Origin of the sequence: Duganella dendranthematis (assembly GCF_012849375.1) — a bacterium.
Classification (GTDB): domain Bacteria; phylum Pseudomonadota; class Gammaproteobacteria; order Burkholderiales; family Burkholderiaceae_D; genus Rugamonas; species Rugamonas dendranthematis.
The window spans coordinates 3,786,100-3,812,908 of record NZ_CP051684.1 but is presented as its reverse complement, the minus strand read 5'-3'; the positions used below and the strand labels follow the sequence as shown (position 1 = coordinate 3,812,908).

Below are 26,809 nucleotides of genomic sequence, written 5' to 3'. Positions count from 1 at the left end.
TCACAAATGTCGGACGACATGGTATGTCAAACAATTTTTTCGGCGTGGTGCTTAACATTACAGCAATGTAATTGCCTCTAACGTGGGGCTGACGCCCCTGTAGCCGGGGCCATGACGTATAATCTCGCCACCATTAGTCTAACTGCACAGGTTCGCCTTGTCTGCCGCTACCCAAAACGCCACCCAAAACACCATCACCCACACCATTGCCGCCGATATGGACGCGGTCAACGCGGTGATCCGTCAACGCCTGCACTCCGAGGTGCCGCTCGTCAATCAAATTGCTGAGTACATCATCAGTGCCGGCGGCAAACGCATCCGTCCGGTGCTGGTGCTGCTGGTGGCCAACGCCTGGTCCTATAAAGGAACGGCGCACCATGAGCTGGCGGCGGTGGTGGAATTCATCCACACCGCTACCCTGCTGCACGATGACGTGGTCGACGAATCGTCGCTGCGCCGTGGCCGCGCCACCGCCAACGCCCTGTTCGGCAATGCCGCGTCGGTGCTGGTGGGTGACTTCCTGTACTCGCGTTCGTTCCAGATGATGGTTGGTCTGAACAATATGCGCGTGATGCAGATCCTGTCGGACGCCACCAACATCATCGCCGAAGGCGAAGTGCTACAGCTACTCAACATGCACGATCCGGACGTGACGCAAGAGCGCTACCTGCAAGTGATCCGTTCCAAGACCGCCAAGCTGTTTGAAGCGGCGGCCGAGCTCGGTGCACTGGTGGCCGGCGCTAACGACGCGCAAATCGCCGCGGCGGGCGAATACGGCCGCTCGCTGGGCACCGCGTTCCAGCTGATCGACGACGTGCTGGACTACGCCGGCGACGCCAGCGAAATCGGCAAGAACGTCGGCGACGACCTGCGCGAAGGCAAGCCGACGCTGCCGCTGATCTACCTGATGGAAAACGGTACGCCGGAACAGCGCGAGCTGGTGCGTTCGTGCATCGAGAATGGCGACGAGCAGCATTTCGACACCATCCTGGCTGCCATCACCACCAGCGGCGCGCTGGACTACACGCGCGAACAAGCGGTGATCGCCGCCCAGCGCGCGTCCGAAGCCATCGCCGACCTGCCCGACAGCATCTACAAAGAATCGCTGCTGCAACTGGCCCACTTCTCGGTCAACCGCAACCACTAAACAACGACGGCGCCTCAGGCGCCGTTTTTCATTGCGGCCGGCGCAAGGATCATTTGTGCCGGCACGGATTTTTCTTTGCGCTCGACAGGCCTAGACTGGGGCCTTCGATTTCGCAAGGACTCATCATGCTGGATAAACTGACGCAAGGCGGCTTTTCGGTCGGCCTGGAACTGCCGCTGGATAACGACTGGTCACCGGCCGGCGACCGTGCCCGCCGCGAGAGCGGCCGCCTGCCGGGCGAGCCGGATATGCAGCATCACGCCGAACTGGCCGTGCTGGCCGACCAACTGGGCTTCCGCGCACTGTGGGTGCGTGACGTGCCGCTGTACGATCCCTCTTTCGGCGATGCCGCGCAAGTGTTCGAAACCTTCAGCTATCTCGGCTACCTGGCCGGCATCACCAACAACATCCTGCTCGGCACCGCCGCTGTGGTGCTGCCGCTGCGCGAACCGGTGCTGACCATGAAATCGGCCGCCACCGTGCAACAGCTGAGCAACGGCCGCCTGCTGCTAGGCGCCGCCAGCGGCGACCGCCCGGTGGAGTATCCGATCTTCGACAAGGATTTTGAAGGCCGCGGCGCCGAGTTCCGCAAACAGGTCGCACTGCTGCGCGCAGGCCACGATCCCGCCTGGCCACCCGGCATCCAGCTGCTGCCGCGCGTGACGCAACCGATCCCGCTGCTGGTAGCCGGCCTGGCACAGCAAACGCCACAATGGGTGGGCGCCAATATGGACGGCTGGCTGGCCTACCCCGGCGCGCCGGAAGACCACGTGCGCCGCGTGGCGCTGTGGCGCGAAGTGGCGGGCGACAAGCCCTACATCAGCTTCATCCACCTCGACCTGCTGGAAGATCCCGATGCACCGTTGCGCCGTCACCGCTTCGGCGCGTCAGTCGGCCGCAATGGCCTGATCGCCGAACTGCAAGCGATGAAAGACGCCGGCGTCGATCACATCGGCCTGCACCTGCGCCGCAACCAGCGCCCGCTGCCGGAAACAATGAAGGAAATCGCCGCCCACGTCTTGCCATGTTTCGAGTAAAGACAGAAGCTTCTTCGTTAGCCCGCCAGATGCGCCATTTCATTAAACGCCTGAGCTACGTTCAGATTATTGAAGGCCCCTAAATTCGGGCTATCAAAAACAACGATGCTCAGCGGTTTAACACGGCGTCCTCGTCCGAAGCGTCCATAAAGATGATTCAGCAAAGTTTTTGTGAAGGGCAAATCATAGAGTATCAAGCTATTGACGTAGCCAAAGTCCGCGCCGCTCGACAGCAAGGAATTTGATCCAAGTAACAGCCCGCCATGGGCAATAAAACCTTGTATGGCCTTCTGGCGCTCACTCACCGAAACATCATCAAGTAATAGATAAGCAGGGACGTCCATCTCTTGCAATAACGTCTGCAGATAACGCAAGGTGGAGGAGTATGAGGAAAAGACACACACATGCTGGAAAATTCCGCTCTTCCTTATATGGCTATGTACATGAGATTTGAAAGCGTTTAATTTAGAATCGATAGGCAAGTTATCAATCGCATCAAGATACGCTGTCAACGCTAGCAAAAGTTGGTTTGCTTTCGCAGGTTGTTCCAAAGCCACTTTAACGAGATCGGAATCCGTATGAGCCGAATCAGAAGGGAACCAGAATGGCATGCCATGAGCAAGACGATTTCTAAGCACTCGCGCGCCCTCTTCCAGCGCAATGGGACTCGACTTGAAACGCCACACCAAATCCTCCGCCACCGCCGCACTATGGAAGACAGGCTCATTCACCAAGTTCACTAGCGTCGCGGCAGATGCATTCATGCTGGCTTCAATCCGGGTTGGACGTGTGGTAATAATTTGGACATCAGGCTGACTGTATCGCGCTCCAGCAGCGTCCATCATGCCGTCGAACTCACTCCAGTCAAACTCCACCGTTGACCAAGTACGTCTTGATACCGGAGCTGGCATTTCTCTATTCGCCACATCCAACAATGCCAATATCCTCAGGTTGGGTGATGCTGAAGAAAACCTGTCTAATAGCGTCTCCGACACCAATAGCTGATCAGCTGAAACAAGGACAAGCAACGTCCAATCCACGGCACATAGACTGCTCAAGATATCTTCCTGCGCGATGAGATTCTTTCCTAGCAAATAAGTTGTACCACCCGGCCACATTGGCTTACCGGCTAGCGCCGCATCTTCCATCTCACGATACGCGTAACGGTCAATAACGCTCGCCCTGATGTCCAGCGAAATGAGCGTCGCCAAGAAGGACTGTTGGAGGAAGTCGAGTTCAAAGATCGCCAGCACGCGCGCCTCCGGCAGTTGCGCGAACAAGCGCTGGATTAAGTGCGCTGTGGTTAGTGTCTTTCCAGTACCTGCCGGCCAAGCCAACTGGCATAGGCGCATATCCGAATGCGGCGCGAGAAATTCATCAATAAATTTTTTCTGGAAAGGCGCGAGTTCATGCGGCCGTGGGACAGTGCCTTGCTTAATCATGGGGGTTCCCCTTTCCACGCAGATCAGCTTTCTTTGCCTCTATCAGGAGCCAATTACGGTGACTACTTAGCAAACCAAAATCTTGGACCGTCATCTCTCGTTTGAAATGAAATATATCATTTCGTAGCTTACTTATCTCACTCAATTTCGTTGAGATACGAACTCTGTTGGCACCGAGTACGGGCGCAAACTTTGGCCAGTTGTCGCCGTGGGAAACAATGCTACGGTAATCCTCAAAACTCATTTGCAGCAACGTATCGGGAACTTTGCCAGCCCCATAGAGTTGCGTCAGTGCACGGTCAGAGCAGGCGACGAGCTCCGCGGGAGCCACTGCTTGTGTCATCAACGCGCGCAAGGCAGTCTCGATCTCGGAAATCATGACGAACGGGCTGGTAACGCGGTAAAGATAGCGTAGCAAATCCATCGGTGTGAGAATTCCCTGAAGCCGGTCCGGACTACCGACCAACACGCCATTATCCCGTTCCATTACGTCAAAGGTATTCTGCAACTCTTCAGTAAAGAGAACGTACTGGAAATGTTCGATGCATTCGTCCACAGTGAACTGACCCGGACCACGCCTTTCTTTCTGCGCATGGGCAAAGGAAAAATCTGCACACCGCAAAGAAAATGAACGAAACGAAAAAACTCCCAGCACTGTGCCACCGACAACAACGGGCGCTTGCGAATAACCATGTTGATCAAGTAGCGATATAGCCTCAGCGGCTAGCATCTCAGGTGGGAATGACAGCAATTTCTGTTGTTCCGGTAAAACCCGATTGATCTGATGGAACAGATTCGCTAGATCACGCATAGATTTTCTCCAGTCACGCTGTCACACGATGCTAGCCCCTTCTATTGCACGGTCTATTGATGACGCACAGTCCGACCGCCCAGCAGAGTCGCATGAATCACATTCCTCAGAGGATTTCCTGCACCAGCTCCGACGGACGGCACAGGCGCACGCCTTTGGGCGTCACCACGAACGGGCGTTCGATCAGCACTGGATGCGCCATCATCGCATCCAGCAGCGCGTCGTCCGACAACGATGCATCGGCCAGGCCCAGTTCCGCATACAGGTCGCCCTTGTTGCGCATGGCCTGGCGCACGCTGATGCCGGCTTTGGCGATCAGCTCCTGCAGCTGCGCGCGCGATGGCGGCTGTTTGACGTATTCGATAATCTGCGGCTCCACGCCGCTGGCGCGGATCGCTTCCAGCGTTTTGCGCGAAGTGCCGCAGACCGGGTTGTGATAGATGGTGACGCTCATGATGCTGCCCTTGTGCTGAATAACAAAGGCAGCATTATGGCTTAAAACTTGGTGGCCAGACTGACGCCGATGGCGCGTGGCGTCAGGCGATAGCCCTGCACGATCGACGCCACCTGGGGATGCTGGATGATGGTGTCGGTATCGAACGCGTTCTTCACAAACACCGTGAAGGCATACGAGCCAAACGTCATGCCGGCGCTGAAGTCCGTGGTGTGATACGCCGGCCGTTCGTAGTCGGTCTGCTCGGGATCGAGCGAACCGCGGCTGGAACCAACCCACTGCATACCCGCCATCACAAACGACGGCCGCTCCCACGCCGAGAAGTTGTACGTCGCATTCACCGCAGCGTTATATTTCGGCACGCCCTGAATGCGCGCGCCGGCAATAGCACCGACTACGCCATTCTGGCTGCCTACATCATTCGACAATTCCGCTTTCACGTAGCCACCCGATGCACTCAGCGTCAAACCAGGCAGCGGCTTGGCCTTGAGGTCGAACTCAAAGCCCTTGGTGGTGGCGTCGCCCGCGTTGGCGTTGTAGGTGTAGGCGCAGGTCGGCAGGTACACGCCCTGCTGGATGTTCTTCCACTTCACGTAGAACACGTCGGCATTCAGCGTCACACGGTTGTTGAGGAAGCGCGACTTGCTGCCCACTTCATAGCTCCACAAGCTGTCCGGCGAATATGCCGGCGGCCCGGCCTCAATGCCGTTCGCTTCCAGGTCAGGTCCGCAAGTGGTGGTCGGTACGTAGATATTGGCGCCGCCCAGGCGGAAGCCCTTGGCCACGCTGGTGTAGACAGTGTTGGCCGGATTGACTTCCCACGTCAGCGCGTACTTCGGCGTGAAGGCTTTGGAATCCGTCTCGGCGCCGCTGTTGTTGCCGGCGCCGGCCAGGTAATTGCCGTTGCGCTGCTCCAGCGTGGTATTCGCCTTCAGGTAGCGCGCGCCGACGGTGGCATGCACGGTCGGTGTGAAGTAGTAGTTCAACTCACCGAAAATCGACGCCTGCTTCTCGCGATAGTGGAAGGCACCGGCAAACGAATTATCGTTCGGGAACTGGCCGGGACGCGCATCCGGCAACAGGTCCGGATCGGCGATATCAAAACCATACTGTCTGAAGACGTCGGTGACACCAAAGATCGGATCGTTCTCGATGATGTTGGTGTGCTGGCGCGAGAAGTAGGCGCCGGCCAGCCAGGTCCACGGCGAGACCTTCTCGTCATAGGCGCGCGACGCCAGGCGGAATTCCTGCGATACCTGCCGCACCTGGTTATTCAGGTACACAGCCGACGGCAGGCCGGCAATCGCATCGATCAGTTCCGGCGGCGCCTTGCCGCCATCCGCCGTCGAGGTCAGGAAGGTCGACAGCGAATAGCTGTTGTAGGCCGAACCATTCTGCGTGCGGTCGAACTTGCGCTCGAAGTAGCTGGTGGCCGAAGTCAGATCAAACGCGCCCAGATCCCAGTTGACGGTGACGCTCGGCGCCAGCAGCTTGTCGATCGACGGCTCGCGCACCTGCTTCTGCGCCTGGTACAGCGGCAGGTCCAGATTGAAGGCGGCGATGTCCTTGGCGTCGATGCGCTGGTAGTAGACCGACGGCGTAATCGTCAGGCTGCGCGTCGGCTTCCATTTGAGCGAGGCGCGGAATTCCTGGTCGTTGATCTTGTTGATGTCATTGGCCAGCACCTTGCCGTCGCCGTCCACCTGGTTGATAAAGCCACCCGTGTGCTGCGCCTGCACGCCGATGCGCAGCGCCAGTTCGTCGGGTATCAGCGGGAAGTTGGCCACCACATTGGCGGCGTAATTGGCGCTGCCGCCCTTGGTGTTGGAGCCTTCGGTGTAGGTGGTGAATTCGCGCTCTTTCAGATCCGGCTCGTTCGGCACGAACTTGATGGTGCCGCCCATCGAGCTGGCGCCGTACAAGGTGGCCTGCGGACCACGCAGCACTTCCACCCGGTCGATGTCGAAGAAGCGCGGCTCGATGTTCCCCATGGTGTAGACGTTACCGACAGTGACCGGCGTGTCGCCCAGGTAGATGCCCACCGTGGCCGCGCCGGCGGTCGAGCTGATGCCGCGGATCTCGACGTTGGAGGTGCCCGGCCCCGCGCCGCCGTTGCCGCTGGCGGCGGTGAAGGAGATATTCGGCACCACGCGCGTCAGGTCGGTGATATCGCGCACATGCTCGGCCTGCAGCTGGGCGCCGGTGACGGCGCTGATACTCATCGCCACCTTGGCCGGATCTTCCTTGCGCTTTTGCGCGGTCACCTTCACGACCTCGATTTCGTCCGACTGCTGTGCCCAAACCGGGGCGCTGAACGCCGCCAGCACGGCGGATGCGATGAGTTTACGTCGAATATCCATGTCCGATCTTCTCCTTGGCGCCCCAAATGAGGGCAGTTGCTTATGTTTACCACATTGGTATTTTTACAAAGCAAAAAACTTGCCAAGATGTGGTTTTTTCAACCACCTTATTTGAAACGCTTGAAGCTCCCGGACAGAAAATCGACAAACGTACGGATACGCGCCGATAACTGGTGCCGCTGCGGGTACACGGCATAGATGTCCGCATCCGGCGTCTTAAAGTTGGGCAGCACCTGCACCAGCCGCCCGCTTTGCAGATAGCGCTCGATATCCCACTCGGCCCGCATCAGGATGCCGTGACCGTCCAGCGCCCAGTTGACGGCGATCTCGCCATCGTTGGTGGTCAGGTTGCCGCGCACCCGCACCGCGTCCGCCGTGCGTCCGGTCGCAGGTCCAGTTTCGCGTCCGGTGAACAGCCGCCACACGCCATACGCCTCATCACCCTGACGGATGCAGATGCAGTTATGCCGCGCCAGCTCCGCCGGCGATTTCGGCTCGCCATGCTGCTCCAGATATTTGGGCGAGGCGCACAGCAAGCGCCGGTTGGCCGCCAGCCGCCTGGCGATCACGCGCGTATCGGCCGGCGCGCCGAAACGGATGCAGACGTCGAACTGGTCGTCGGTCAGCGGCGGCGGATCGACTGATAGCTGTAACTGCACATCCACCTGCGGATACTTCAGCACATATTGCGAAATCGCCGGCGCGATATGCAGCCGTCCAAAGCCCAGCGTCGCGTTGACCCGCAACTGCCCTTTCGGTACGCCCTTGGAATTGGTCAGCAGCTGATCCAGGTCGGCAATCTCGCCGAGGATGCGGCGCGCATGCTCCAGCAGCACCTCGCCCTCCGGCGTGAGACTCATGCGGCGCGTGGTGCGGTTCACCAGCGGTACGCCGATGCGCGATTCGATAAACGCCAGCCGCTTGCTGACCGCCGACGTGGTGATGCCCAGTTCGCGCGCCGCCCCGCTCAAGCTGCCCGCATTGGACAGCGCGACGATAAAACTCAGCTCCGCCGGTTGAAATCCGCCGCTCATCGATTGTGGAGTCCAAGGTTGATAATGGATTGAGTTTAGCCACCTTAACGCGCGCCGTCCATTCCTTAAAGTAGACCCATTCACTTTCAAGGAGACAGCAATGAAGACCTACCACATCGCAACCATTCCAGGCGACGGCATCGGCAAGGAAGTCGTGCCCGCAGGCCAGCAGGTATTGGCCGCGCTGGCCGCCGCCAGCAACAGCTTCCAGTTTACGTTTGAAGATTTCGACTGGGGCGGCGACTACTACCGCAAGTACGGCGAGATGATGCCGAAGAATGGCCTCGATGCGCTGCGCAACAAGGACGCCATCCTATTCGGCTCCGCCGGCGATCCGGACATCCCGGACCACATCACGCTGTGGGGCCTGCGCCTGAAAATCTGCCAGGGCTTCGACCAATACGCCAACGTGCGTCCAACCCGCATCCTGCCCGGCATCGATGGCCCGCTCAAGCGCTGCAAGCCGGAAGACCTGAACTGGGTCATCGTGCGCGAAAACTCGGAAGGCGAATATTCCGGCGTCGGCGGCCGCGTGCACCAGGGCCACCCGATCGAGGCGGCAACGGACGTCAGCATGATGACCCGCGTCGGCGTCGAACGCATCCTGCGCTACGCCTTCAAGCTGGCGCAATCGCGTCCACGCAAGCTGGTGACCGTGATCACCAAGTCCAACGCCCAGCGCCACGCGATGGTGATGTGGGACGAGATTGCGCTGGAAGTCTCGCGCGATTTCCCGGACGTGAAGTGGGATAAGGAACTGGTCGATGCCGCCACCGCGCGCATGGTCAACAAGCCCGCCACGCTGGACACCATCGTCGCCACCAACCTGCACGCCGATATCCTGAGCGACCTGGCGGCGGCGCTGGCGGGCAGCCTGGGCATCGCCCCTACCGGCAATATCGATCCGGAGCGCCGCTACCCTTCGATGTTCGAGCCGATTCACGGTTCCGCTTTCGACATCATGGGCAAAGGCCTGGCCAACCCGGTCGGCACCTTCTGGTCGGTGGTGATGCTGCTGGAGCACCTGGGCGAGCACGAAGCCGCACAGCGCGTGATGCAGGCCATCGAAGCCGTCACCGCCACGCCGTCGTTGCACACCGGTGACCTGGGCGGCAAAGCCACCACGGTCGACGTCACCAACGCCGTCTGTGCCCACCTGGCCGCCGACAAGGAGCGCAAAGCCGCTTGATCCACTTGATCCAAAACCCGCCTCCACCAGCCGACAAGAGCCGGGGAGGCACGCGGGGGAACACATAAAGGAGACATCATGTACAAGCGATTTTTCGGCAAGCTATACGTGCAGGTGCTGATCGGCGTTATCGCCGGCGGCCTGCTCGGCCATTTCTATCCCGCCCTCGGCACCGACTTCAAGCCGCTGGGCGATGCCTTCATCAAGTTGATCAAGATGGTGTTCGCGCCGGTGATCTTTGCCATGGTGGTGCTGGGCATCGCCAAGATGGAAAGCATGAAGGAACTGGGGCGCGTCGGCACGCGCGCGCTGATCTACTTTGAAGTAATGTCCACCTTTGCGCTGGCGCTCGGCCTGATCGTGGTGAACATCTTCCAGCCCGGCGCCGGCATGAACGTCAATCCGGCCACGCTGGACACGCACAGCATCGCCAGCTACACCGCCGCCGCCACGCACACCGGCGGCTTTGTCGACTTCCTGCTCCATATGATTCCCAACAGCGTGGTTGATGCGCTGGCCAAGAACGACATCCTGCAAATTCTGGTATTTGCCACCTTGTTTGGCATCGCCCTGTCGCACATGGGCCGCCGCGCCAAGCCGGTGGTGGACTTCCTGGAGGCGTTCAGCAACAGCATGTTCGTCGTGGTGGGCATGATCATGCGCGTGGCGCCGCTGGCGGCGTTTGGCGCGATCGCATTCACCGTCGGGAAATACGGCGCCGGTTCGATGCTGTCGCTGGGCCAGCTGATGGGCTGCATGTACCTGACCTGCGTGGCGTTCGTGTTTGGCGTGCTGGGTGTGGTGGCCAGGGTATCGGGCTTCAGCTTGTGGAAGTTCCTTCGCTATATCAAGGACGAGATCTTTACGGTGCTGGGCACCTCGTCGTCGGAATCGGTGGTGCCACAGATGATGCGCAAGCTGGAACATCTGGGCGTATCCAAGCCGGTGGTTGGCCTGGTGATTCCCGCCGGCGTGACGTTTAATCCGGATGGCCAGTGCATCTACTACACCATGGCGGCGATCTTCATCGCGCAGGCCACCAATACGCCGCTGACCATGATGGACCAGTTTATCGTGCTGGGTGTGCTGATGGTGACGTCCAAAGGTTCGGCCGGCGTGACCGGTTCCGGCTTCATCACGCTGGCGGCGACGCTGGCGTCGATGGGCAAGATACCGGTGGCCGGCATGGTGCTGCTGCTGGGCGTGGACCGCTTCATGTCCGAGGCGCGGGCGATTACCAACACCATCGGCAACGCCGTCGCCACCATGGCGATCGCCAAGTGGGTCGGCGCGGTGGACGAAGAACGCATGCACCGCGTGCTGAATGGCGAAGCGACCGAAGAGGAAATGCGCTCGCTATATGAGGTGGACGATGCGCCGGAACGTCCAGCCGCCGAAATCGCCGTCATCCACAAGGCGTCAGCATGAACGCGCTGAATGACGTCGCCGCGCGCGGCCTGCTGCGCCGGATGTTCGACGCCGCTATCGCCGCCGCGCAGCCGGCGCTGTGCGTGCCACCTGCACTGCCGGCCGCGCCGAAAGGCCGCCTGATCGTCATCGGCGCCGGCAAGGCCTCGGCCGAAATGGCGCGCGCCGTGGAGCGTAACTGGCCTGGCCCGCTCACCGGCCTGGTAGTCACCCGCTACGGCTACGCAGTCCCCTGCGAGCGCATCGAGATCGTCGAAGCCGCGCATCCAGTGCCGGACGCCGCCGGCCTGCAAGCCGCCCGCCGCATCCTCGACCGCGTGCAGGGTCTGAGCGCCGATGACACCGTCCTGTGCCTGATCTCCGGCGGCGGCTCGTCCCTGCTGCCATTGCCACTGGAAGGCATCACACTGGAAGACAAACAACAGATCAACCAGGCTTTGCTGACTTCCGGCGCCACCATCAGCGAAATGAACTGCGTGCGCCGCCACCTGTCCGCCATCAAAGGCGGCCGGCTGGCGGCCGCCTGCCACCCGGCCAAAGTCGTCACCCTGCTGATCTCCGACGTTCCCGGCGACGACCCGCGCGACATCGCCTCCGGCCCCACCGTGCCGGACGCCAGCACCTGCGCCGACGCCCTCGCCATCAGCCAGCGCTACGGCATCGACCTGCCCGAGCGCGTGCTGGACGTGCTGCGCAGCGGCCGTGGCGAATCCATCAAACCCGGCGACCCGCGCCTGGCCAACAACGAAATCCACATCATCGCCACACCGCAAATGGCGCTGGAAGCCGCCGCCCGCGTGGCCGCACAACACGGCGTCCCCGCCCACATCCTCGGCGACAGCATCGAAGGCGAAGCGCGCGAGGTCGGCAAAGTCATGGCCGGCATCGCGCTGCAAACCGCGCGCCATGGACAGCCGTTCGCCGCACCCTGCATGCTGCTATCCGGCGGCGAAACCACCGTCACTGTGCGCGGCACAGGACGCGGCGGCCGCAATGTGGAATTCCTGCTGTCCTGCGCCATCGCGCTGCAAGGCCAGGCCAACGTGCATGGACTGGCCGGCGACACCGACGGCGTCGACGGCCAGGAGGAAATCGCCGGCGCCTTCATCACGCCGGACACCTTGCAGCGCGCCTTTGCCGCCGGCCTGCGCCCCGCCGACAGTCTGGATAACAACGACGGCCACGGCTTCTTCCAGACGCTGGACGACAGCGTCGTCACCGGCCCCACGCTCACCAACGTCAACGACTTCCGCGCCTTACTCATCACGGGGAATTGATATGCACCGCCAACGCAACGCCAAAATCGTCGCCACGCTCGGCCCGGCCAGCAGCGACCGCGCCACCATCGAAGCGCTGTTCGATGCCGGCGCCGACGTGTTCCGCCTGAACTTCAGCCACGGCAGCCATGCCGACCACAAACAGCGGCTGGACATCATCCGCGCCATCGAACGCGATAGCGGCCGTCCGATCGGCGTGCTGCTCGACCTGCAAGGCCCCAAGCTGCGTCTGGGCGCCTTCACCGACGGCCCGGTCACGCTGCGCGCCGGCGACGCCTTTCGCCTCGACATGGACTACGAACTATTGGGCGACCAGCGCCGCGCACCGCTGCCGCACGCGGAAATCTACGCCGCGCTGGAAGTCGGCGCCGAACTGCTGATCGACGACGGGCGCGTACGGCTGCGGGTGGAATCCTTCGGCCCCGAACACGCGGAGACGCGGGTGGTCGTCGGCGGCCGCGTGTCGGACCGCAAAGGCGTCAATGTGCCGGGCGTGGTGCTGCCGCTGTCCGCCATGACCGACAAGGACCATGCGGACCTGGACTACGGCCTCAGTCTGGGCGTGGACTGGGTGGCGCTGTCGTTCGTGCAGCGGCCAGAGGACATTGAACAGATCAAGCGCATCGTCGGCGTGCGCGCCGGCGTGGTGGCCAAGCTGGAAAAGCCGGCCGCCATCCACAGCCTGGCAGCCATCGTCGCCGCCAGCGATGCGGTGATGGTGGCGCGCGGCGACCTTGGCGTGGAAATGCCGCCGGAGCAGGTGCCGGCGATCCAGAAGCGCATCGTGCGCGCCTGCCGCAAGGCCGGCAAGCCGGTCATCGTCGCCACGCAGATGCTGGAATCGATGGTCAGCGCGCCGGTGCCCACGCGCGCCGAAGCCTCCGACGTCGCCACCGCCATCTACGACGGCGCCGATGCGGTGATGCTGTCGGCCGAATCGGCGTCCGGCCAGTATCCGCTGGATGCGGTGCGCATCATGGACTCCATCATCGCGCAGACCGAGGCCGATCCGCACTATCGCGACACGGTCGCCGCCAGCGTCAGCGATGGCGGCGGCACGCTGGCCTCGGACGGTATCGGCGTGGCCGTGCGCAGCGTGGCCTCGGCGTTAAAGGTTGCGGCGGTGGTCGCCTACACCAGCTCCGGCTATTCCGCGCTACGCATGGCGCGCGAGCGGCCCTGCGCCCCATCGTCGGCATGACGCCGCGCATCGCCATCGCGCGCCGCCTGGCGCTGGCCTGGGGCGTCTACCCGGTGCTCTGCCACGACGTGGTGGACGTGATGGAGATGAGCGAATGGGCCGGCCGCACCGCCCAGCGCGAAGGCATTGCCCATGCCGGCGACAGCATCGTCATCTCCGCCGGCATCCCTTTCGGCACGCCGGGCGCCACCAACCTGCTGCGCATCATGCAGATCGCATAAGCGCTACTTGGTATCGCGCTTGTCGATCGGGCCTGCCTCCACGATCGGCCGTAGCAGCGTACCACTGCGGCCAGCGGCATAGGCGGCAGCGGTCAGCGGCTGGACTGGCACCGCTGTCTTGCGCACCTTGGCCACCTGCTTGGCCGTGGTGGTGCCGCCCTTGTTACCCCAACTGGTCTGGATGAAATTCACCACCTCGGCGACCTGCTCGTCGTTCAATTCCTTGGCATATGGCGCCATCGTCAACGAAGACGGCGCCGTATGCGTGGCCGGCACCGCGCCACCGGACAGGATGATGCTGATGGCCGACGTGGCATCAGCAGTCTGCAACACCGCATTGCCCGCCAGCGCCGGAAACGCCTTGGCGTAGCCTTGGCCGTCCGAACGGTGGCAACCCGCGCACTTGTTCAGGTAAGTCAGTGCGCCAGCGGTAGCCGGCTTGCCGTTGTACAGCGCCTGCGCCACCGACGGATCGCTGACAAACGGCTTGGCGTCATTCCGCGCCGGCAGCGACTTCAGGTAACCGGCGATGCTGGTCAGGTCCGCCTCGGTCAGATACTGCGTCGAATGCGCCACCACATCGTTCATCGCGCCGAACGACGCGGTGTGGCCGTTGCGGCCGCTCTTCAGGAACGCTACGATGTCAGCCTGGCTCCACGCCGCCAGACCGCCACCATGCTCGTTGCGCAGCGACGGTACCGCCCAGCCATCGATGACCTGTCCGCCCGCCAAATACTCAGTGCTATCCAGGCTGGTCAACGCTTTCTCCTGCATGCCGACGCCGCGCGCCGTATGGCATGCGCCGCAATGGCCCAATCCTTCGACCAGATACGCGCCGCGCAACAACTGGGCATTGACCACCGTGCTGGCCGGCGCCTGATACGGCGCCGGCTTCGGCGCAAACATCCAGCGCCAGATCGTCAGCGGGAAGCGCATCGACAGCGGCCAGGCGATGTCGGATTTGCGGTTCGGCGTCGGGTCGGCCTGCACGCCTTGCATGAAGTAGGCGTATAAAGCTTTCATATCGGCTTCGCTCAGGCGCGAATACGATGGATACGGCATGGCCGGATACACCGTGTAGCCGGCCTTGCTCACGCCGGTGCGCATCAGCTTGTCGAAGTCGGCGAAACTCCAGCCGCCGATGCCGGCCTTTTTGTCAGGCGTGATGTTGGACGAATAGACCTTGCCGATCGGCGTCGCCATGCCCAGGCCGCCAGCGAATGGTTTGCCGCCACTTACGCTGTGGCAGGCGAAGCAATCCCCGGCGCGCGCCAGGTATTCGCCATGCTTGATCAACTGCTGATCGGCGGCCCAGCTGCTTGCGCCAACCAGCGCCAGCAACACGGCCGCGATGCCCTTGCTTATGGAAATATGTTTAGTCATGGATGGCTCACGCGGCAACAAGTGGACGAGGATCTTTGAGGTACTGCTCACGGATCGCCTTGGCGGACCAGTAAGTCAGCGCCGCCGCCAGGCCGGTCGGGTTGTAGCCGATACCAACCGGGAACACGCTCGATCCCACCGCAAACACGTTGTGCACATCCCAGCTTTGCAGATAGCGATTCAGCACGCTGGTCCTGGGATCGGTGCCCATCGCCGTGCCGCCGGCCCAGTGCGTGGTCTGGTAGTTGCGCAGGTCCAGATGGTCGCCAAAGTTTTTCACCGAGACGTGGATCGATTTCGGATCCATCGCCTTGGCCACGGCCAGCATCTTGTCGGTGACATAGCGGCTCATCTTGATGTCGTTGTCCTTCCAGTCGAAGGTGAAGCGCAGCAGCTTCTGGCCAAACTGGTCGGTGTAGGTCGGATCTAGATCGACATAACAGTCGCGGTAGACCATGTTGGCGCCGTGGACGTCGAACGACACCGTATTGGCGTAGTTATCCTTGACCGCCTTTTTCCAGCCAGCTCCCCAGGCCGGCGTGCCGTTCGGCACCGGGATGCCGGCAATCGGCTTGACGCCGGCCGGATTACACCAGGCCGGCGAACCGCCAACGAAGCCCAGCGGACCGTGGTCGAAATTGTCGCCGTTATAGTCATCCACCGCCACACCGTTGCCGCCTGAGCCGATGAAGGGATTGGTGTTCTTGTCCGGATCGAAGAACATCTGCACGGTCGACATGGTCTGGTAGGCGATGTTGCGGCCAACCACACCCTCGCCGCTGACCGGGTCATACGGCTTGCCGACGCCGGACACCAGGAACAAATGCGCGTTGTTGTAGGCGAAGGTACTGGCGATCACCAGATCGGCCGGTTGCTCGACGGTCTTGCCGTCCGCATTGACGTAGGTAACGCCGGTGGCTTTCTTGCCGCTGCCATCCAGATTAATCCGCAGCACATTGCAGTTGGGACGCAGTTCAAAATTGCTGACCTGGCGCAGCGCCGGCATGATGTTGACCTGCGGCGAAGCCTTGGAATAGTTGTAGCAGGCGAAGCCGGAGCAATAACCGCAGAAATTACATGGACCCATCTGGCAGCCATATGGATTGGTGTACGGGCCGGATGCATTCGACGACGGCGCCACGAACGGATGCAGGCCGACTTCCGCCGCCGCCTTCTGGAACAGGTGCGCGGTGTACGGCACTTTTTGCGGCGGCAGCGCGTAGTGGTCCGAACGGCTCGGCTCGAAGAAATTACCGGCGCCGACCACTTCGCCCTTGACCTTGTAGGCCACCCCCGAGGTGCCGAACACCTTCTCGACGAAGTCGAAATGCGGTTCCAGCTCTTCATAGCTGACGCCGAAGTCCTGGATGGTCATGCCTTCCGGGATAAATTTCTTGCCGTAGCGTTTTTCGTAGTGCGTTTTCAGTTGCAGCTCTTCCGGCAGCACCCGCCAGTGCTGGCCCGACCAGTGCAGGCCCGCGCCGCCAACGCCGGTGCCCGGCTTGAAGGCGCCGATCTGGCGATACGGCACAGCCACGCCGCTCACCGCATGACGGAAAGTGAACGAGCTCTTCGACATATCCTGGAACAGCTTGCTGCGCTGGATATACGTCAGCTCATCCAGCGTCTTCGGATAGGCGCCGTCCGGATAGGTGTCGCGGTATTCGCCGCGTTCCAGCGCCAGCACTTCCATGCCGGCCTCGGTCAATTCCTTGGCCATGATGGCGCCGGTCCAGCCGAAGCCGACGATAACCACTTCGACTTTTTTCAGTGTGATATCTGCCATTGTGATTCCTTAAGCGATCGAGGCAGGCGGCAGCGGGTAGTGCTTGCCGTACTGCTCGACCCAATCCATGTAGTCGCCGCGCGCGCCGGGGAAATTGATCATCTTCCAGGCCGCCATGTCCTTGTTGCCGCCGTGGACAGGGTCGCTGAAATACCCTTCGCGGGTGTTTTGCAGCAGCTGGCCGAAGAAAGTCGCCGGCGGCACCTCGCCGATGGCGAGCGTGCCCTTCTCCAGTTCGCCGATGATGGCGTCTTGCTGGGCCGCATCCAGTGCGCTGAAGACTTTGCCCAGCTTGTGCTGCGTGGCCTGGTTCAGCCCGGCCAGAGCGCTGCGGTACAAATCGCGCGGCGCCATGTGGAACTGGTAGCCGAACTCCGGGCTGGACGGCACAAACGGCGCCTGCATGAACCACAGCTTGCCGTACGCATACGGCGTGTTCATTTGCAGATCGATGAACTCGTGGACGCCGGCTTCCAGCGCGCTCGGCCCATCGGCGTTGGGCGGGATCAGGCGCTCGACCAGCGCCTTCAGGGTGGTCCATTCCGACTCGTTGAAATAGCTCGGACGATACGCCTCCGCCGGTCCCACGCTAGCGGCCACGCCCACGCCTGCGCCGGCCAGCAACGCCACCGCCGGAGCCGCCGAAACCGCCTTGCGCAGGAAGTTGCGCCGATGGGGAGAGATGCCAATGACTTTCATGATTAGCCTTTCAGATTGTATTAAATCTGTTCTAAGTTGTTCTTAATGAGGCAGAATAATACGCGCATTTCAGTTTTTTGGTTCATTTATGAATTAATGAATCGATAAGCATTCTGCTGGCCGGCGTGCTTTGTGACTGTGCGGTCGCTACAATAGCGGCGCATTTGACCCACCCTACGCTGATAATCATGGATAAACCGCAGTCCCCCGCTTTAGCTGAATCGGCATTTACCGCCGGCACCCTGGGCCAGCGCGTCGCGGTCGCGTTGCGCAAGAAAATTCAGGACGATGGGCTGGCGGTCGGCACGCGGCTGCCGTCGGAACAGGCCATGGCGACCCATTTCCAGGTCAGCCGCAACATCGTGCGCGAAGCCATCGCCCTGCTGAAACAGGAAGGCGTGCTCGACACCCGCAAAGGCAGCGGCGCGTTTGTCAGCCGACTGCCGGCGCCAGCGGCCGATGCACTGACGGCCGCCTCCATCGAATCGCTGTTGAATGTGATCGAAGTGCGGCAAGGACTGGAAGGAGAAACCGCAGCACTGGCGGCATTGCGCCGCACGCCGGCGCAGTTGCTGGAACTGGAACGCGCGCTGCTGCGGATTGAAACCGCCGTGGCCAATGGCCAGGACGGCGTAGCAGAAGATTTTCACTTCCACCTGCTGATCGCCCAGGCGACCGGCAATAGCGCCTGGGCCAGGCTGGTGGAAATGTTTGCCACGCCGATCCGCTCGGCGGTACAAGTCACCCGCGCTAATGAAGCGCGACGGGCCGAGCTGGCGGCGCAGGTATTGCAGGAACATCGCCAGATCCTGGCGGCGATTACGGACGGCTCACCGGAAAACGCGCGCGCCGCCGCCATCGAACACATGCAGCAAGCCGCCAACCGCGTGCGCCAGGCCGACCGCGAATTCTGGCAAGGCGACGGCGGCGCGCTGGCGCGGCAGATCGTCTAGGCGCGTCTAATGCTCATGGCGGTGATGGATGTCCGGATAATGCGCGTGACTATGCCGTAGCGGCGCATGCTGGTGCGGATGCGCATGCGGCTCGGCCCCATCCCATTCAAAGTCATGGCTGTGTTGATGGTGCTCATCGTGGCGGTGCAGATGCGCGTGCGCCATCGGCAAATGCTCATGCTCATGCGCGTGCGACTCGGTCAGGTGCAGCCAGATGCCGCCGCCCATCAGCGCAGCGGCAATCCAGAACAGCGCATCCGGCGCATCGCCCAGCATCAGCAGCGACAATGCCGCACCGGCAAACGGCGCCATCGAAAAATAGGCGCCGGTGCGTGCCGTGCCCAGGTGACGCAGCGCTAGCACATACAGCACCAGGCTCAAACCGTAACCGGCGAATCCCACCACGCCGGTCAGCAGGACAGTAGTTGATGCCGGTAGCCGACTGCCCATCGCCAGGCCAATCGCCAGATTCAGCGAACCCGCCACCAGCCCCTTGATGCAGGCAATCTGCAAAGGATCGCTGGCCGACACCTTGCGCGTCAGATTGTTATCGATGCCCCAGCACAGGCAGGCGCCGATCACCGCGACCATGCCCCACAGCCCGCCCTGCGACGCCGCGTGATCCCACGACAGCAGCACGCCGGCGGCGACGATCAGCAGCATGCCGATAAAAATGCGGCGGTCGAAATTCTCCTTGAAGACAAACCAGGCCAGCATCGCCGTCAGCACGCCCTCCATGTTGAGCAACAGCGATGCCGACGATGCCGAGACGCTCTCCAATCCCAGCATCAGCAGCACGGGGCCCGCCACACCGCCCGCCAGCACGGCGCCGGCATACCACGGCAAGTCGCTACGGCTCAACGTCGCCGGCCGCTCCTGCGCATGACGCTGCAACGCCGCGCGCGCCACGTAGCAAACCAGCAGTCCGACGCCGCTGCCCAGATACAGCAACCCAGCAAGCGCAAATGGCGACATCTGCCCCACCAACAGCTTGGCGAAAGGCGTGCTGGCGCCAAACAACAAGGCCGCCAGCATGGCGTAGATCACTCCTGTGTGCATAGAATCGCCGTTCTGTGTAGAAGCTATTAAATCTAAATTACGCTGAGTTCCAGAGCAATTTTAAGTACGATTTCGGTGAGGTTAATTCTGCTTGGCCGCTTGCAGCAGGCACTTCGACAATTTATCGAAGTGCAGCAAGGCGGCCTGGGTCAGCTCGATCTGCTTGCGGCGGGTGTCTTCGGTATCGCTCAGCATGATCCAGCCCTTCTCGCGCATTGACGTCAGGCGGCTGTGCAGCGTGGCCGGCGCACCCAACTCCTTCTTGGCCATCATGTCGCGCACGGACAGGCGTTCCTCGTCCTGCATGGCGCGCGCCACGATGGCCAGGATGCGCTCCTCCAGCGGATCGAGCGCCGGCAGCGATGGCAATCCGCGCAAGGCTTCCGTCAACTGCAGGAAGCGCAAATAAATATCGGCCGGACGTTTGGGGCTGGACATGGTGGGAAGGAAAACAGGTTATTGTTATAAATTCTAGCACACGCGCTTAGCGCACGGTTGCTGCGCCCGGCATCTGCGACAACAGCCACTTGGCGGTGTACAGCACGATCAGCGTGCCCATCAGGTCACCAACGAACATCACGAACAAGCCAGGCAACAGGTTGCTGTCACCATGCAGGGCGAACCACAGATGATGCAGCAGCGGGCTGGCGATCGAGCAGCCGAGCGCACACCACAGCAACCGGCGCGGCGTCAGATTGGTCAGCGAGGAGCGCCAGCCGAATTGATGGCGGGCGGCGAGATACACCAGATACGGTCCCATGGCGCCGGTGGTCGAGCGCAGCGCGTCTCCGGGGAAGTAGTACCAGAAGCAAGCGATCCAGCCCGCGATCACCAGCCCTACCGCGCCAGCCCAGCCGAACAGCAAGGTGCACAGCAAGCGGGTGCCGGCCGGGATATAGATCCAGCCAATGCCCTGCATGAACTCGGTGTTGCGAAACAGCAGTTCGTTGGCCGACATGACGGCGCCGTGCAGCAGCACGGTGGCGGCGATCATGCCGAGATTGAGTTGTGGGGAGGTGCCGGGCTGCTTCATGGAGCGGTAACGAATGCGGAGACGTAGCATGTTACCTAAATTCTGTCATGCAAGCGACCTCCATCTATCAGGCCCGGCGCTGCACCAGCGCGGCGGCGTCGGCGATGCGGTAGGTGCTGCTACCGCTTTCCTCATTCAGGATCAGCAGCTCGACCGCTTCGCCGCCGCGCTGCATACGCGTCAGCTCGGCGCCACCCGGCGTGATCATCGAGACCACCTGATCCACCGCCAGCGCCACCGGCGCCGCGTCCGTACGTACCACCACCAGCGCCACCTTGCCGCGCCGCGTCGTCGTAGCGGTGGCCGTCGTCGTCAGCCCTGTGGCCGTCGCCGGCACCGTACCGACGGTCGCCGCTGCGGCGTTCGCCATGCCTCCGGCCGTTGCGCTTGCCTTGCGCAAATCGCGCACCGCGATGGTGGCGCCGCGCCAATTCACCGTCGCCTCCACGCCATCCGGTGACGGCACGCACTCCTCCTGCTCCACGTGCAAAACCTCCTCACAGGCATCGATCGGCAACGCCAGCTTGCCGCCCGCATCCAGCACCACATAAGTCTGCTCATTGCGACGCGCGATGCTGCCGGATGCCGCCGGCGTCGCCAGATTCAGCGCAGCCTCTGGATGCATGGCAAACAGCGCCTCCGTATCGACCAGCCGCAACGGCGCGCCATCGTCGCCGGTCACGGTCACACACGGCAAACGTCCCGGCGCATCGCTGCGCACGCCTTGCAAGCCACCCGGCAACTGACGCAACTCGCGCACCGACTGAATCGGCAGGCCCAGCGCATGCTCACCGCGCCGCAGCACCGCCAACAACGGCGCCGGCGACGAGGCGCCACTGCCCAGCAACCGCGCCAACGGCAGCACGGCCAGATGGCCGCCGCGCCACTGGCAAAGCGCCACGCCGCTACCGCCGGGAAACGCCTCAAGTTCGGGCATCGCCGTGACTTCGGCCACATCATCGGCCCGCAGCGCCAAGCACTCACCGCCCGCCTCCACCAGCGCCCAGGTGTGCATATCATCGACAGCGCTGTCCTGTTGCGCCGCCACCGGCGAAGTATCGACATCAGCCGCCACACACCAGCTATGCGCCAGATCGAACAACTGGTCGACTTCCAGCAAGGCCAGCAACTCGCCGCTGTCCGGCAGCACGGCAGCACTGTGGAACAGCTGCTGCGGATCATCGTCATGGCACAAGCGCATGACCGCGCCAGCCGGCAACGCCGCCATCGGCTCCAGCACATTGACCTGCAAAGCCGCCATGCGCTCACCGGCACGCAGCAACACCACACGCGGCCGTCCGCCCAAGCCTCCAGCATCGGCACCAGCCAGCGCCACCCAGCAAGCCAGATCGATCACCGGCACCGGCAAGCCATCCACCGCCAGCATGCCGAGCAAAGCGCCCTGACGGCGTGGCAACGGCGTGTACTGCTCCGGCGCGGACAGCGCGCGCACCACACTATCGGCTGGAATGCCGATGCGCGCCGCCCCTATCTGCACCACCACATGCGGCGCCAGCGCGCCATTGGCGTGGGTAGCCATATCAGGCCTTGGCCGTCATGCGTTCGAGATCCTGCAACAGCCCGGCCACGTCGCTGGTGGCGGCGGCCTGCGCGGCAGTCGACTCGTGAATGCTGGCGATCGACTCGCGCGTGGTCGCCACCGACTTGACGATGCGCGCAAACGCCGCCTCCACCTCGCCCGACAAGCGCGTGCCCTCGTCCACCCGGCTCACGGTCTGGTTGATCAGCTTGGAAATCTCGCGCGCCGCGCCGGCCGACTTCTCGGCCAGCTTGCGCACCTCATTAGCCACCACCGAAAAGCCCTTGCCATGCTCACCCGCGCGCGCCGCCTCAATCGCCGCGTTGAACGCCAGCAGATGCGTCTGCGCGGCGATGTCGCCGATGGCGTCGACAATCTCGTGCACTTCGCCGGAGGAAGTCTGAATCGCCTGGTTGGCGGCACGCGCCGAATCGACCAGCTGGCCGCCCTCGTGCGCCTCGCTCTGCGTCTGGCCGGCCAGGCCGCTGGAGCGCTCGGAACCGCGCGCAATCTCGTTGATGGAATTGGTCAGCCCCGCCAGCAGTTGCGCAATCGCCTGCACCTTCTGGGTAATGGCCTGTTCGCGCAGCACCTGCTCGGTGATGTCCATGGCGAACTTGACCACCTTGTACGGCTTGCCATTGAAGTCCAGGATGGGATTGTAGGTCGCCAGTATCCACACCTCGGCGCCATGGCGCGCGCGGCGGCGGAAGCGGCCCGACTGGTACAGCCCCTGCGCCAGATTGGCCCAGAAGTGGCGGTACTCGCTGCTCTGCACCAGCTCCGGCTCGCAGAACATGCTGTGGTGCTGGCCCAGCACGTCATCCACCGTGTAGCCCAGCGTGCGCAGGAAATTCTCGTTGGCAGAAATCACCTCGCCGCGCAGATCGAATTCAATCACCGCCTGCGAGCGGCCAATGGCGTCCAGCTTGCTCTTGATGTCGGCATGCAGGCGCTTCTGCTCGGTCACATCGGTGGCGAACTTGACCACCTTGTACGGCTTGCCGTCGGCGTCGAAGATCGGATTGTACGAGGCCAGGATCCAGATATCCTTGCCCTGCTTGGTACGGCGGAGGAATTCGCCGGCATGGAACTCGCCGCGGCCGAGCCGGTCCCAGAACGTCATGTACTCCGGCGAATGGGCAAACTCCGCATCGCAGAACATGCGGTGGTGCTGGCCCTTGATCTCGTCCAGTTCGTAGCCGATCACGGCCAGGAAGTTTTCATTGGCGGTCAGCACCCGGCCTTGCAGATCGAATTCGATCACCGCCTGCGCCCGGTCCACCGCCGCGTTGCGACCGGCGGAGTCGGCGGCGCGGGTCTTGGCCTCGGTGATATCGGTGGCAAACTTGACCACCTTGACCGGCTTGCCCTCGTCGTCAAAGATCGGGTTGTACGAAGCCTGCACCCAGATCGTGCGGCCATCGCGCGTGAGTCGCTTGAACTCGCCGGCGTGATAACCGCCGCTGGCCAGGTGGCGCCAGAAACCGTGGTACTCGGTCGACTGGCTGAACGCCGCTTCACACAGCATGGCGTGGCTACCGCCCAGCAGCTCGTCGGCCGCATAACCGAAGGCGTCGAGGAAGTTCTGGTTGGCGCGCAGCACGCGGCCGTCCAGATCGAACTCCACCACCGCCTGCACCCGGTCCAGCGCCGCCACCTTGCCCTCGAACTCCAGGTTGCCGTGGATAACGGTGGTGATGTCCGATGCGTACTCGACAATCTTGACCGGATCGCCGTCGGGTCCCAGCACGGCACTGTAGGAGCCGCTGATCCAGATGCGGCGGCCATCCTTGGTGACGCGGCGGAATTTGCCGACCTGGAAACCGCCGGCGGCCAGCTGCTGCCAGAACTCCGCGTACTCGGGCGACTGCGCCTCGTCGCGGTCGCAGAACAAGCGGTGCGGCTTGCCCAATACCTCCTCCGCCGAGTAGCCGAAAATGGTGGTGAAGTTATCGTTCACCGACAGCACCGCGCCGCTGGTACTGAACTCGGTCACCGCATGCACGCGGTGGATCGCCGCCATCTTGCCGTCGTGGTCGGCGGCGCGGGTCTTGCGCACCGTGATATCGCGCGCCAGCTGGACCACCTTGACAACCTTGCCGTCGTCATCGAAGACCGGGTTGTACGAGCCTTGCAGCCAGACCATGTTGCCACCGCTGGTGAGACGCTTGTATTCGCCGGTATCCGACTCGCCCAGCGCCAGCTTGCGCCACAGGTCGCCATAGGCTTCCGAGCCGATGAACTGCTGGCAGCAGAAGATGCGATGGTCGCGGCCGGTAATCTGGTCGCGCGTGTAACCCATCAGGTCGAGGAAGTTCTGGTTGGCGTCCAGCACGCGGCCGTCGGGATCGTATTCGACCACGCCCTGGGTGCGGTTGATGGCGTCGAACACGGTGACGGCGCGCTGCATGGCAAGCGCGGGCGCCACGGCGGTGGAGAGATCGGTCATGTTGGTTTCCTGGTCTGGGCCCCGGTAGCGGCGCGCATCGAGAGGCGCAGCGACGGATGGTGAACCGGGGCGAGGGCGCGTAGCGGCGCTCGACTAGGCCGGAGGACGGGCACTGGGACCAGCGGCGGAGAGGATTTGACTGTAGCACTTGGATTGCCGAGCAGCAAGAAAAATCTGCCGATGTGGGACCCCGTAGGCGAGCGCGCCACAGTTGATAAGGAAAGGGAAATCTGGTGTAATTAACATCACAGTCGGGGCGTAGCTTAGTCCGGTAAAGCGCTACGTTCGGGACGTAGAGACCGGAGGTTCGAATCCTCTCGCCCCGACCAGAAATCCTTGATTTTATATAGGTTTTCTGCGGGGACGGCTCTCCAAATTCTGTGCCATACGCAAATCTGTGCCAAATCTGTACCAGACATCAGCATTTGCCGCTCGGCAATTTTGCCGGTAGAATGGCTAGGTCGAGGTTGCTAAACGTCTTTTTCAACTTCAGGAAAAACACGTTTATGGCCACCATCTCCAATCGCTCCCGTCACTTTGTTCACGTCAAGAATCGCCCAGACCTGTACTCCGAATTCCCATTTGATAAACTAAATGAGGCGGAGGCATATAAGCGAAGAATTGAGAAGGACCTAGGTCTCAAAGCTAAGCGTGACCGGAAAAACGACGCTTTTTTGGTCCGCATTCGGCAAACGGGTTACCCTCTATTTCAGAAGACGTTCCCCTCTGAGGAAGAGGCTGCAAATGCCATGGCACGTATCGAGGCAGAGCGGAGAAGCAGCATCTTTACCGACTATGCCAAAGGCCATAACGTGACCTTTGAACACCTTGTGGTCCGCTACATGGCAGAGGAAGGCCCGAAAACAAAAGGTTGGGATAAATCTGGCAAGTACAAATACCAAGGATGGTTAGAAGACGTCCGCGCGTCCGATGGTAAGGCCGCAGCGAAATCCAGTGAGACTACAACAGGCAAGCCGACGAAGCGTCCGGCTGTCCAAATGCGCGTACCAACCAAAGCAATCGAATGGATGCGTAAGCCCTTTGCAACAATCACGACCGAAGATATCGAGCGCTACAAGGAAGAGCGTCTGACCAACGTGAAACCTGCGACGGTCGATAGGGAGCTTGACGCGATGCGTTCGGTATTCTCTGTGGCGATTAATATTTGGAAGTATCACCTTACCGACAATCCCATGGACGCTGTTCGCCGCCCTACCTACAACAATGAGCGGGAGCGTCGCCTAAAGGGAGATGAACTCGAACGCCTCATCACATCGGCTGTCGAAGAGGATGCGCAGAGGTCAATGCAGTTGCGTGTGGAAGAATTAGTTACCGAAGACCGCAAAGTGGCAAAGCAGCTACCTACCGTTTATCAGCAAAAGAACTATTTAAAATCTGCACTCCAAAGCGCCAGAGCTCAGGCAAAGGAAGAATATACACACGTCCCACTATTCGAGACGTTCGTCAATTTCCAAGTCATGACTGCCGCAAGGCTGGGCGAAGCATTGCAATTGAATTGGACCGATGTCGACTATGATGGCCGTTCAGCGTTTTTGGCAGAAACCAAAAACGGACATTCTCGCTCGCTACCATTGCGAATGGATTTGGTCGACCTTCTAAAAGCTCTTCAGGAAGATGGGACCGAAAAGGTTTTCGCAATATCCCAATCAAACATGAGGAAGGCTTGGGACCGCATTGTGGCAAGAGCAGGGATTAGTGACCTACACGTTCACGACCTGCGCCATGAAGGTATCAGTCAAGTGGCAGAGACCGCGAAGTTCTCACTAATTGATTTGCAAAAATTTAGTGGGCACCGGGATGTACGGATGCTTCTACGCTATGCTCACCTGTGCACCAAACATATGGCGCACAAACTGGACGAGGCATTCAGCGCAGCGGAATCATCTTCCAAACATCGCGGCCGAAAACGCCTAAAACTCGCGGAGGTCGCCCGCATCACTAAGGCAGATGCGGAAGCGCGTCCGTCAAATGTCATCCCATTGCGCCGCACAAGATAGCTGAGCGGCTCTCCATTGAAGCTCGATTTACTGAGGTGATGCCCGAAGGTGCTGTTCGGCCATTCCAGCCTGTACCGGGATGCGGGTTTGGTAAGCCACACCAGTCAAGTCAATTCAGGCTTGGGGCTACGAAAAATTATGGTTGAGTATGTATCGGGGATTGCGGGGGATTTTTTGATAAATTCCCCCGCTTACTTTCCTTACCTCGCTTCCTCACTCTCTCGTCTATTTTTTCCGATTTTATTTTTCCTTTAAACGCCGTGTGAACGGCGTAAGGATACTGTT

20 protein-coding genes, 1 tRNA gene and 1 pseudogene are annotated in these 26,809 nt (G+C 61.5%); 9 read left to right on the top strand and 13 right to left on the bottom strand.

Annotated features, from left to right (window positions below):
• Positions 1–157: 157 nt before the first annotated feature.
• Both ispB and HH213_RS17405 read left to right on the top strand, forming a co-directional pair.
• The gene (gene ispB, locus HH213_RS17410) at positions 158–1,147 is read left to right on the top strand and encodes an octaprenyl diphosphate synthase (RefSeq protein ID WP_110847109.1); all 990 of its coding nucleotides are present in this window, start codon (positions 158–160) and stop codon (positions 1,145–1,147) included.
• A gap of 125 nt (positions 1,148–1,272) precedes the next feature.
• A complete protein-coding gene (locus HH213_RS17405; RefSeq protein WP_169113053.1) occupies positions 1,273–2,184 on the top strand; it encodes a TIGR03571 family LLM class oxidoreductase in 912 nt (303 codons plus the stop codon).
• A 17-nt stretch (positions 2,185–2,201) separates the two neighbouring features.
• Here HH213_RS17405 and HH213_RS17400 read toward each other — a convergent pair whose 3' ends face one another.
• From HH213_RS17400 to HH213_RS17380, 5 genes are all read right to left on the bottom strand, one after another.
• Positions 2,202–3,626 (bottom strand): helicase-related protein, encoded by a 1,425-nt coding sequence (locus HH213_RS17400; RefSeq protein ID WP_169113052.1) that lies wholly within the window; start codon positions 3,624–3,626, stop codon positions 2,202–2,204.
• Positions 3,619–4,437: a CBS domain-containing protein gene (locus HH213_RS17395; RefSeq protein WP_110847112.1), complete on the bottom strand. Its 819-nt coding sequence runs from the start codon at positions 4,435–4,437 to the stop codon at positions 3,619–3,621. The genes HH213_RS17400 and HH213_RS17395 overlap by 8 nt, the downstream gene beginning before the upstream one ends.
• Before the next feature lie 106 nt (positions 4,438–4,543).
• The gene (arsC, locus tag HH213_RS17390; RefSeq protein WP_169113051.1) at positions 4,544–4,891 is read right to left on the bottom strand and encodes an arsenate reductase (glutaredoxin); all 348 of its coding nucleotides are present in this window, start codon (positions 4,889–4,891) and stop codon (positions 4,544–4,546) included.
• A gap of 41 nt (positions 4,892–4,932) precedes the next feature.
• Complete coding sequence (locus HH213_RS17385; protein ID WP_169113050.1) at positions 4,933–7,251, bottom strand: TonB-dependent receptor; 2,319 nt, start codon at positions 7,249–7,251, stop codon at positions 4,933–4,935.
• A 107-nt stretch (positions 7,252–7,358) separates the two neighbouring features.
• The gene (locus tag HH213_RS17380; protein WP_169113049.1) at positions 7,359–8,285 is read right to left on the bottom strand and encodes a LysR family transcriptional regulator; all 927 of its coding nucleotides are present in this window, start codon (positions 8,283–8,285) and stop codon (positions 7,359–7,361) included.
• A 100-nt stretch (positions 8,286–8,385) separates the two neighbouring features.
• Between HH213_RS17380 and HH213_RS17375 the strand changes: the two genes are divergently transcribed.
• From HH213_RS17375 to pyk, 4 genes and pseudogenes are all read left to right on the top strand, one after another.
• Positions 8,386–9,474 carry a tartrate dehydrogenase gene (locus HH213_RS17375; RefSeq protein ID WP_169113048.1) on the top strand — a complete coding sequence of 363 codons (1,089 nt, stop codon included), beginning with the start codon at positions 8,386–8,388 and terminating at the stop codon, positions 9,472–9,474.
• Positions 9,475–9,552: 78 nt separating this feature from the next.
• On the top strand, positions 9,553–10,902 hold the full coding sequence (locus tag HH213_RS17370; protein WP_110847117.1) for a dicarboxylate/amino acid:cation symporter: 1,350 nt from the start codon (positions 9,553–9,555) through the stop codon (positions 10,900–10,902).
• Positions 10,899–12,179 carry a glycerate kinase type-2 family protein gene (locus HH213_RS17365; RefSeq protein WP_169113047.1) on the top strand — a complete coding sequence of 427 codons (1,281 nt, stop codon included), beginning with the start codon at positions 10,899–10,901 and terminating at the stop codon, positions 12,177–12,179. Before HH213_RS17370 ends, HH213_RS17365 begins: the two co-directional genes overlap by 4 nt.
• Position 12,180: 1 nt before the next feature.
• Positions 12,181–13,601 (top strand): annotated as a pseudogene (gene pyk, locus HH213_RS17360) (pyruvate kinase).
• A gap of 3 nt (positions 13,602–13,604) precedes the next feature.
• Here pyk and HH213_RS17355 read toward each other — a convergent pair.
• The 3 genes from HH213_RS17355 to HH213_RS17345 are packed head-to-tail and all read right to left on the bottom strand — an operon-like array spanning position 13,605 to position 17,469.
• Positions 13,605–14,984, bottom strand: coding sequence for a cytochrome c (locus HH213_RS17355; RefSeq protein ID WP_169113046.1), 1,380 nt, complete (start codon positions 14,982–14,984; stop codon positions 13,605–13,607).
• 7 nt (positions 14,985–14,991) lie between these two features.
• Positions 14,992–16,770 (bottom strand): GMC family oxidoreductase, encoded by a 1,779-nt coding sequence (locus HH213_RS17350; RefSeq protein ID WP_110847120.1) that lies wholly within the window; start codon positions 16,768–16,770, stop codon positions 14,992–14,994.
• Positions 16,771–16,779: 9 nt separating this feature from the next.
• On the bottom strand, positions 16,780–17,469 hold the full coding sequence (locus tag HH213_RS17345; RefSeq protein WP_110847121.1) for a gluconate 2-dehydrogenase subunit 3 family protein: 690 nt from the start codon (positions 17,467–17,469) through the stop codon (positions 16,780–16,782).
• Positions 17,470–17,657: 188 nt separating this feature from the next.
• Between HH213_RS17345 and HH213_RS17340 the strand changes: the two genes are divergently transcribed.
• A complete protein-coding gene (locus tag HH213_RS17340) occupies positions 17,658–18,422 on the top strand; it encodes a FadR/GntR family transcriptional regulator (protein WP_169113045.1) in 765 nt (254 codons plus the stop codon).
• Positions 18,423–18,428: 6 nt separating this feature from the next.
• Here the strand turns inward: HH213_RS17340 and HH213_RS17335 are convergent, their stop codons facing one another.
• The 5 genes from HH213_RS17335 to HH213_RS17315 all read right to left on the bottom strand — a co-directional run bounded on the left by HH213_RS17335 (position 18,429) and on the right by HH213_RS17315 (position 24,506).
• Positions 18,429–19,481, bottom strand: a complete 1,053-nt coding sequence (locus tag HH213_RS17335) for a DMT family transporter (protein WP_169113044.1) — start codon at positions 19,479–19,481, stop codon at positions 18,429–18,431.
• Positions 19,482–19,562: 81 nt separating this feature from the next.
• Positions 19,563–19,919 carry a winged helix-turn-helix domain-containing protein gene (locus HH213_RS17330; protein ID WP_110847124.1) on the bottom strand — a complete coding sequence of 119 codons (357 nt, stop codon included), beginning with the start codon at positions 19,917–19,919 and terminating at the stop codon, positions 19,563–19,565.
• 46 nt (positions 19,920–19,965) lie between these two features.
• The gene (locus HH213_RS17325) at positions 19,966–20,544 is read right to left on the bottom strand and encodes a hypothetical protein (protein WP_229263042.1); all 579 of its coding nucleotides are present in this window, start codon (positions 20,542–20,544) and stop codon (positions 19,966–19,968) included.
• Positions 20,545–20,581: 37 nt separating this feature from the next.
• On the bottom strand, positions 20,582–22,054 hold the full coding sequence (locus HH213_RS17320; RefSeq protein ID WP_169113043.1) for a chemotaxis protein CheW: 1,473 nt from the start codon (positions 22,052–22,054) through the stop codon (positions 20,582–20,584).
• 1 nt (position 22,055) lies between these two features.
• Entirely contained in the window at positions 22,056–24,506 is a 2,451-nt protein-coding gene (locus HH213_RS17315; protein ID WP_169113042.1) for a methyl-accepting chemotaxis protein, read from the bottom strand.
• 252 nt (positions 24,507–24,758) lie between these two features.
• Here HH213_RS17315 and HH213_RS17310 point away from each other — a divergent pair.
• Together HH213_RS17310 and HH213_RS17305 are read left to right on the top strand one after the other, a co-directional pair.
• Positions 24,759–24,835: transfer RNA gene (locus tag HH213_RS17310), tRNA-Pro, on the top strand.
• A gap of 177 nt (positions 24,836–25,012) precedes the next feature.
• Positions 25,013–26,524, top strand: a complete 1,512-nt coding sequence (locus HH213_RS17305) for a site-specific integrase (RefSeq protein ID WP_169113041.1) — start codon at positions 25,013–25,015, stop codon at positions 26,522–26,524.
• Positions 26,525–26,809 lie beyond the last annotated feature (285 nt).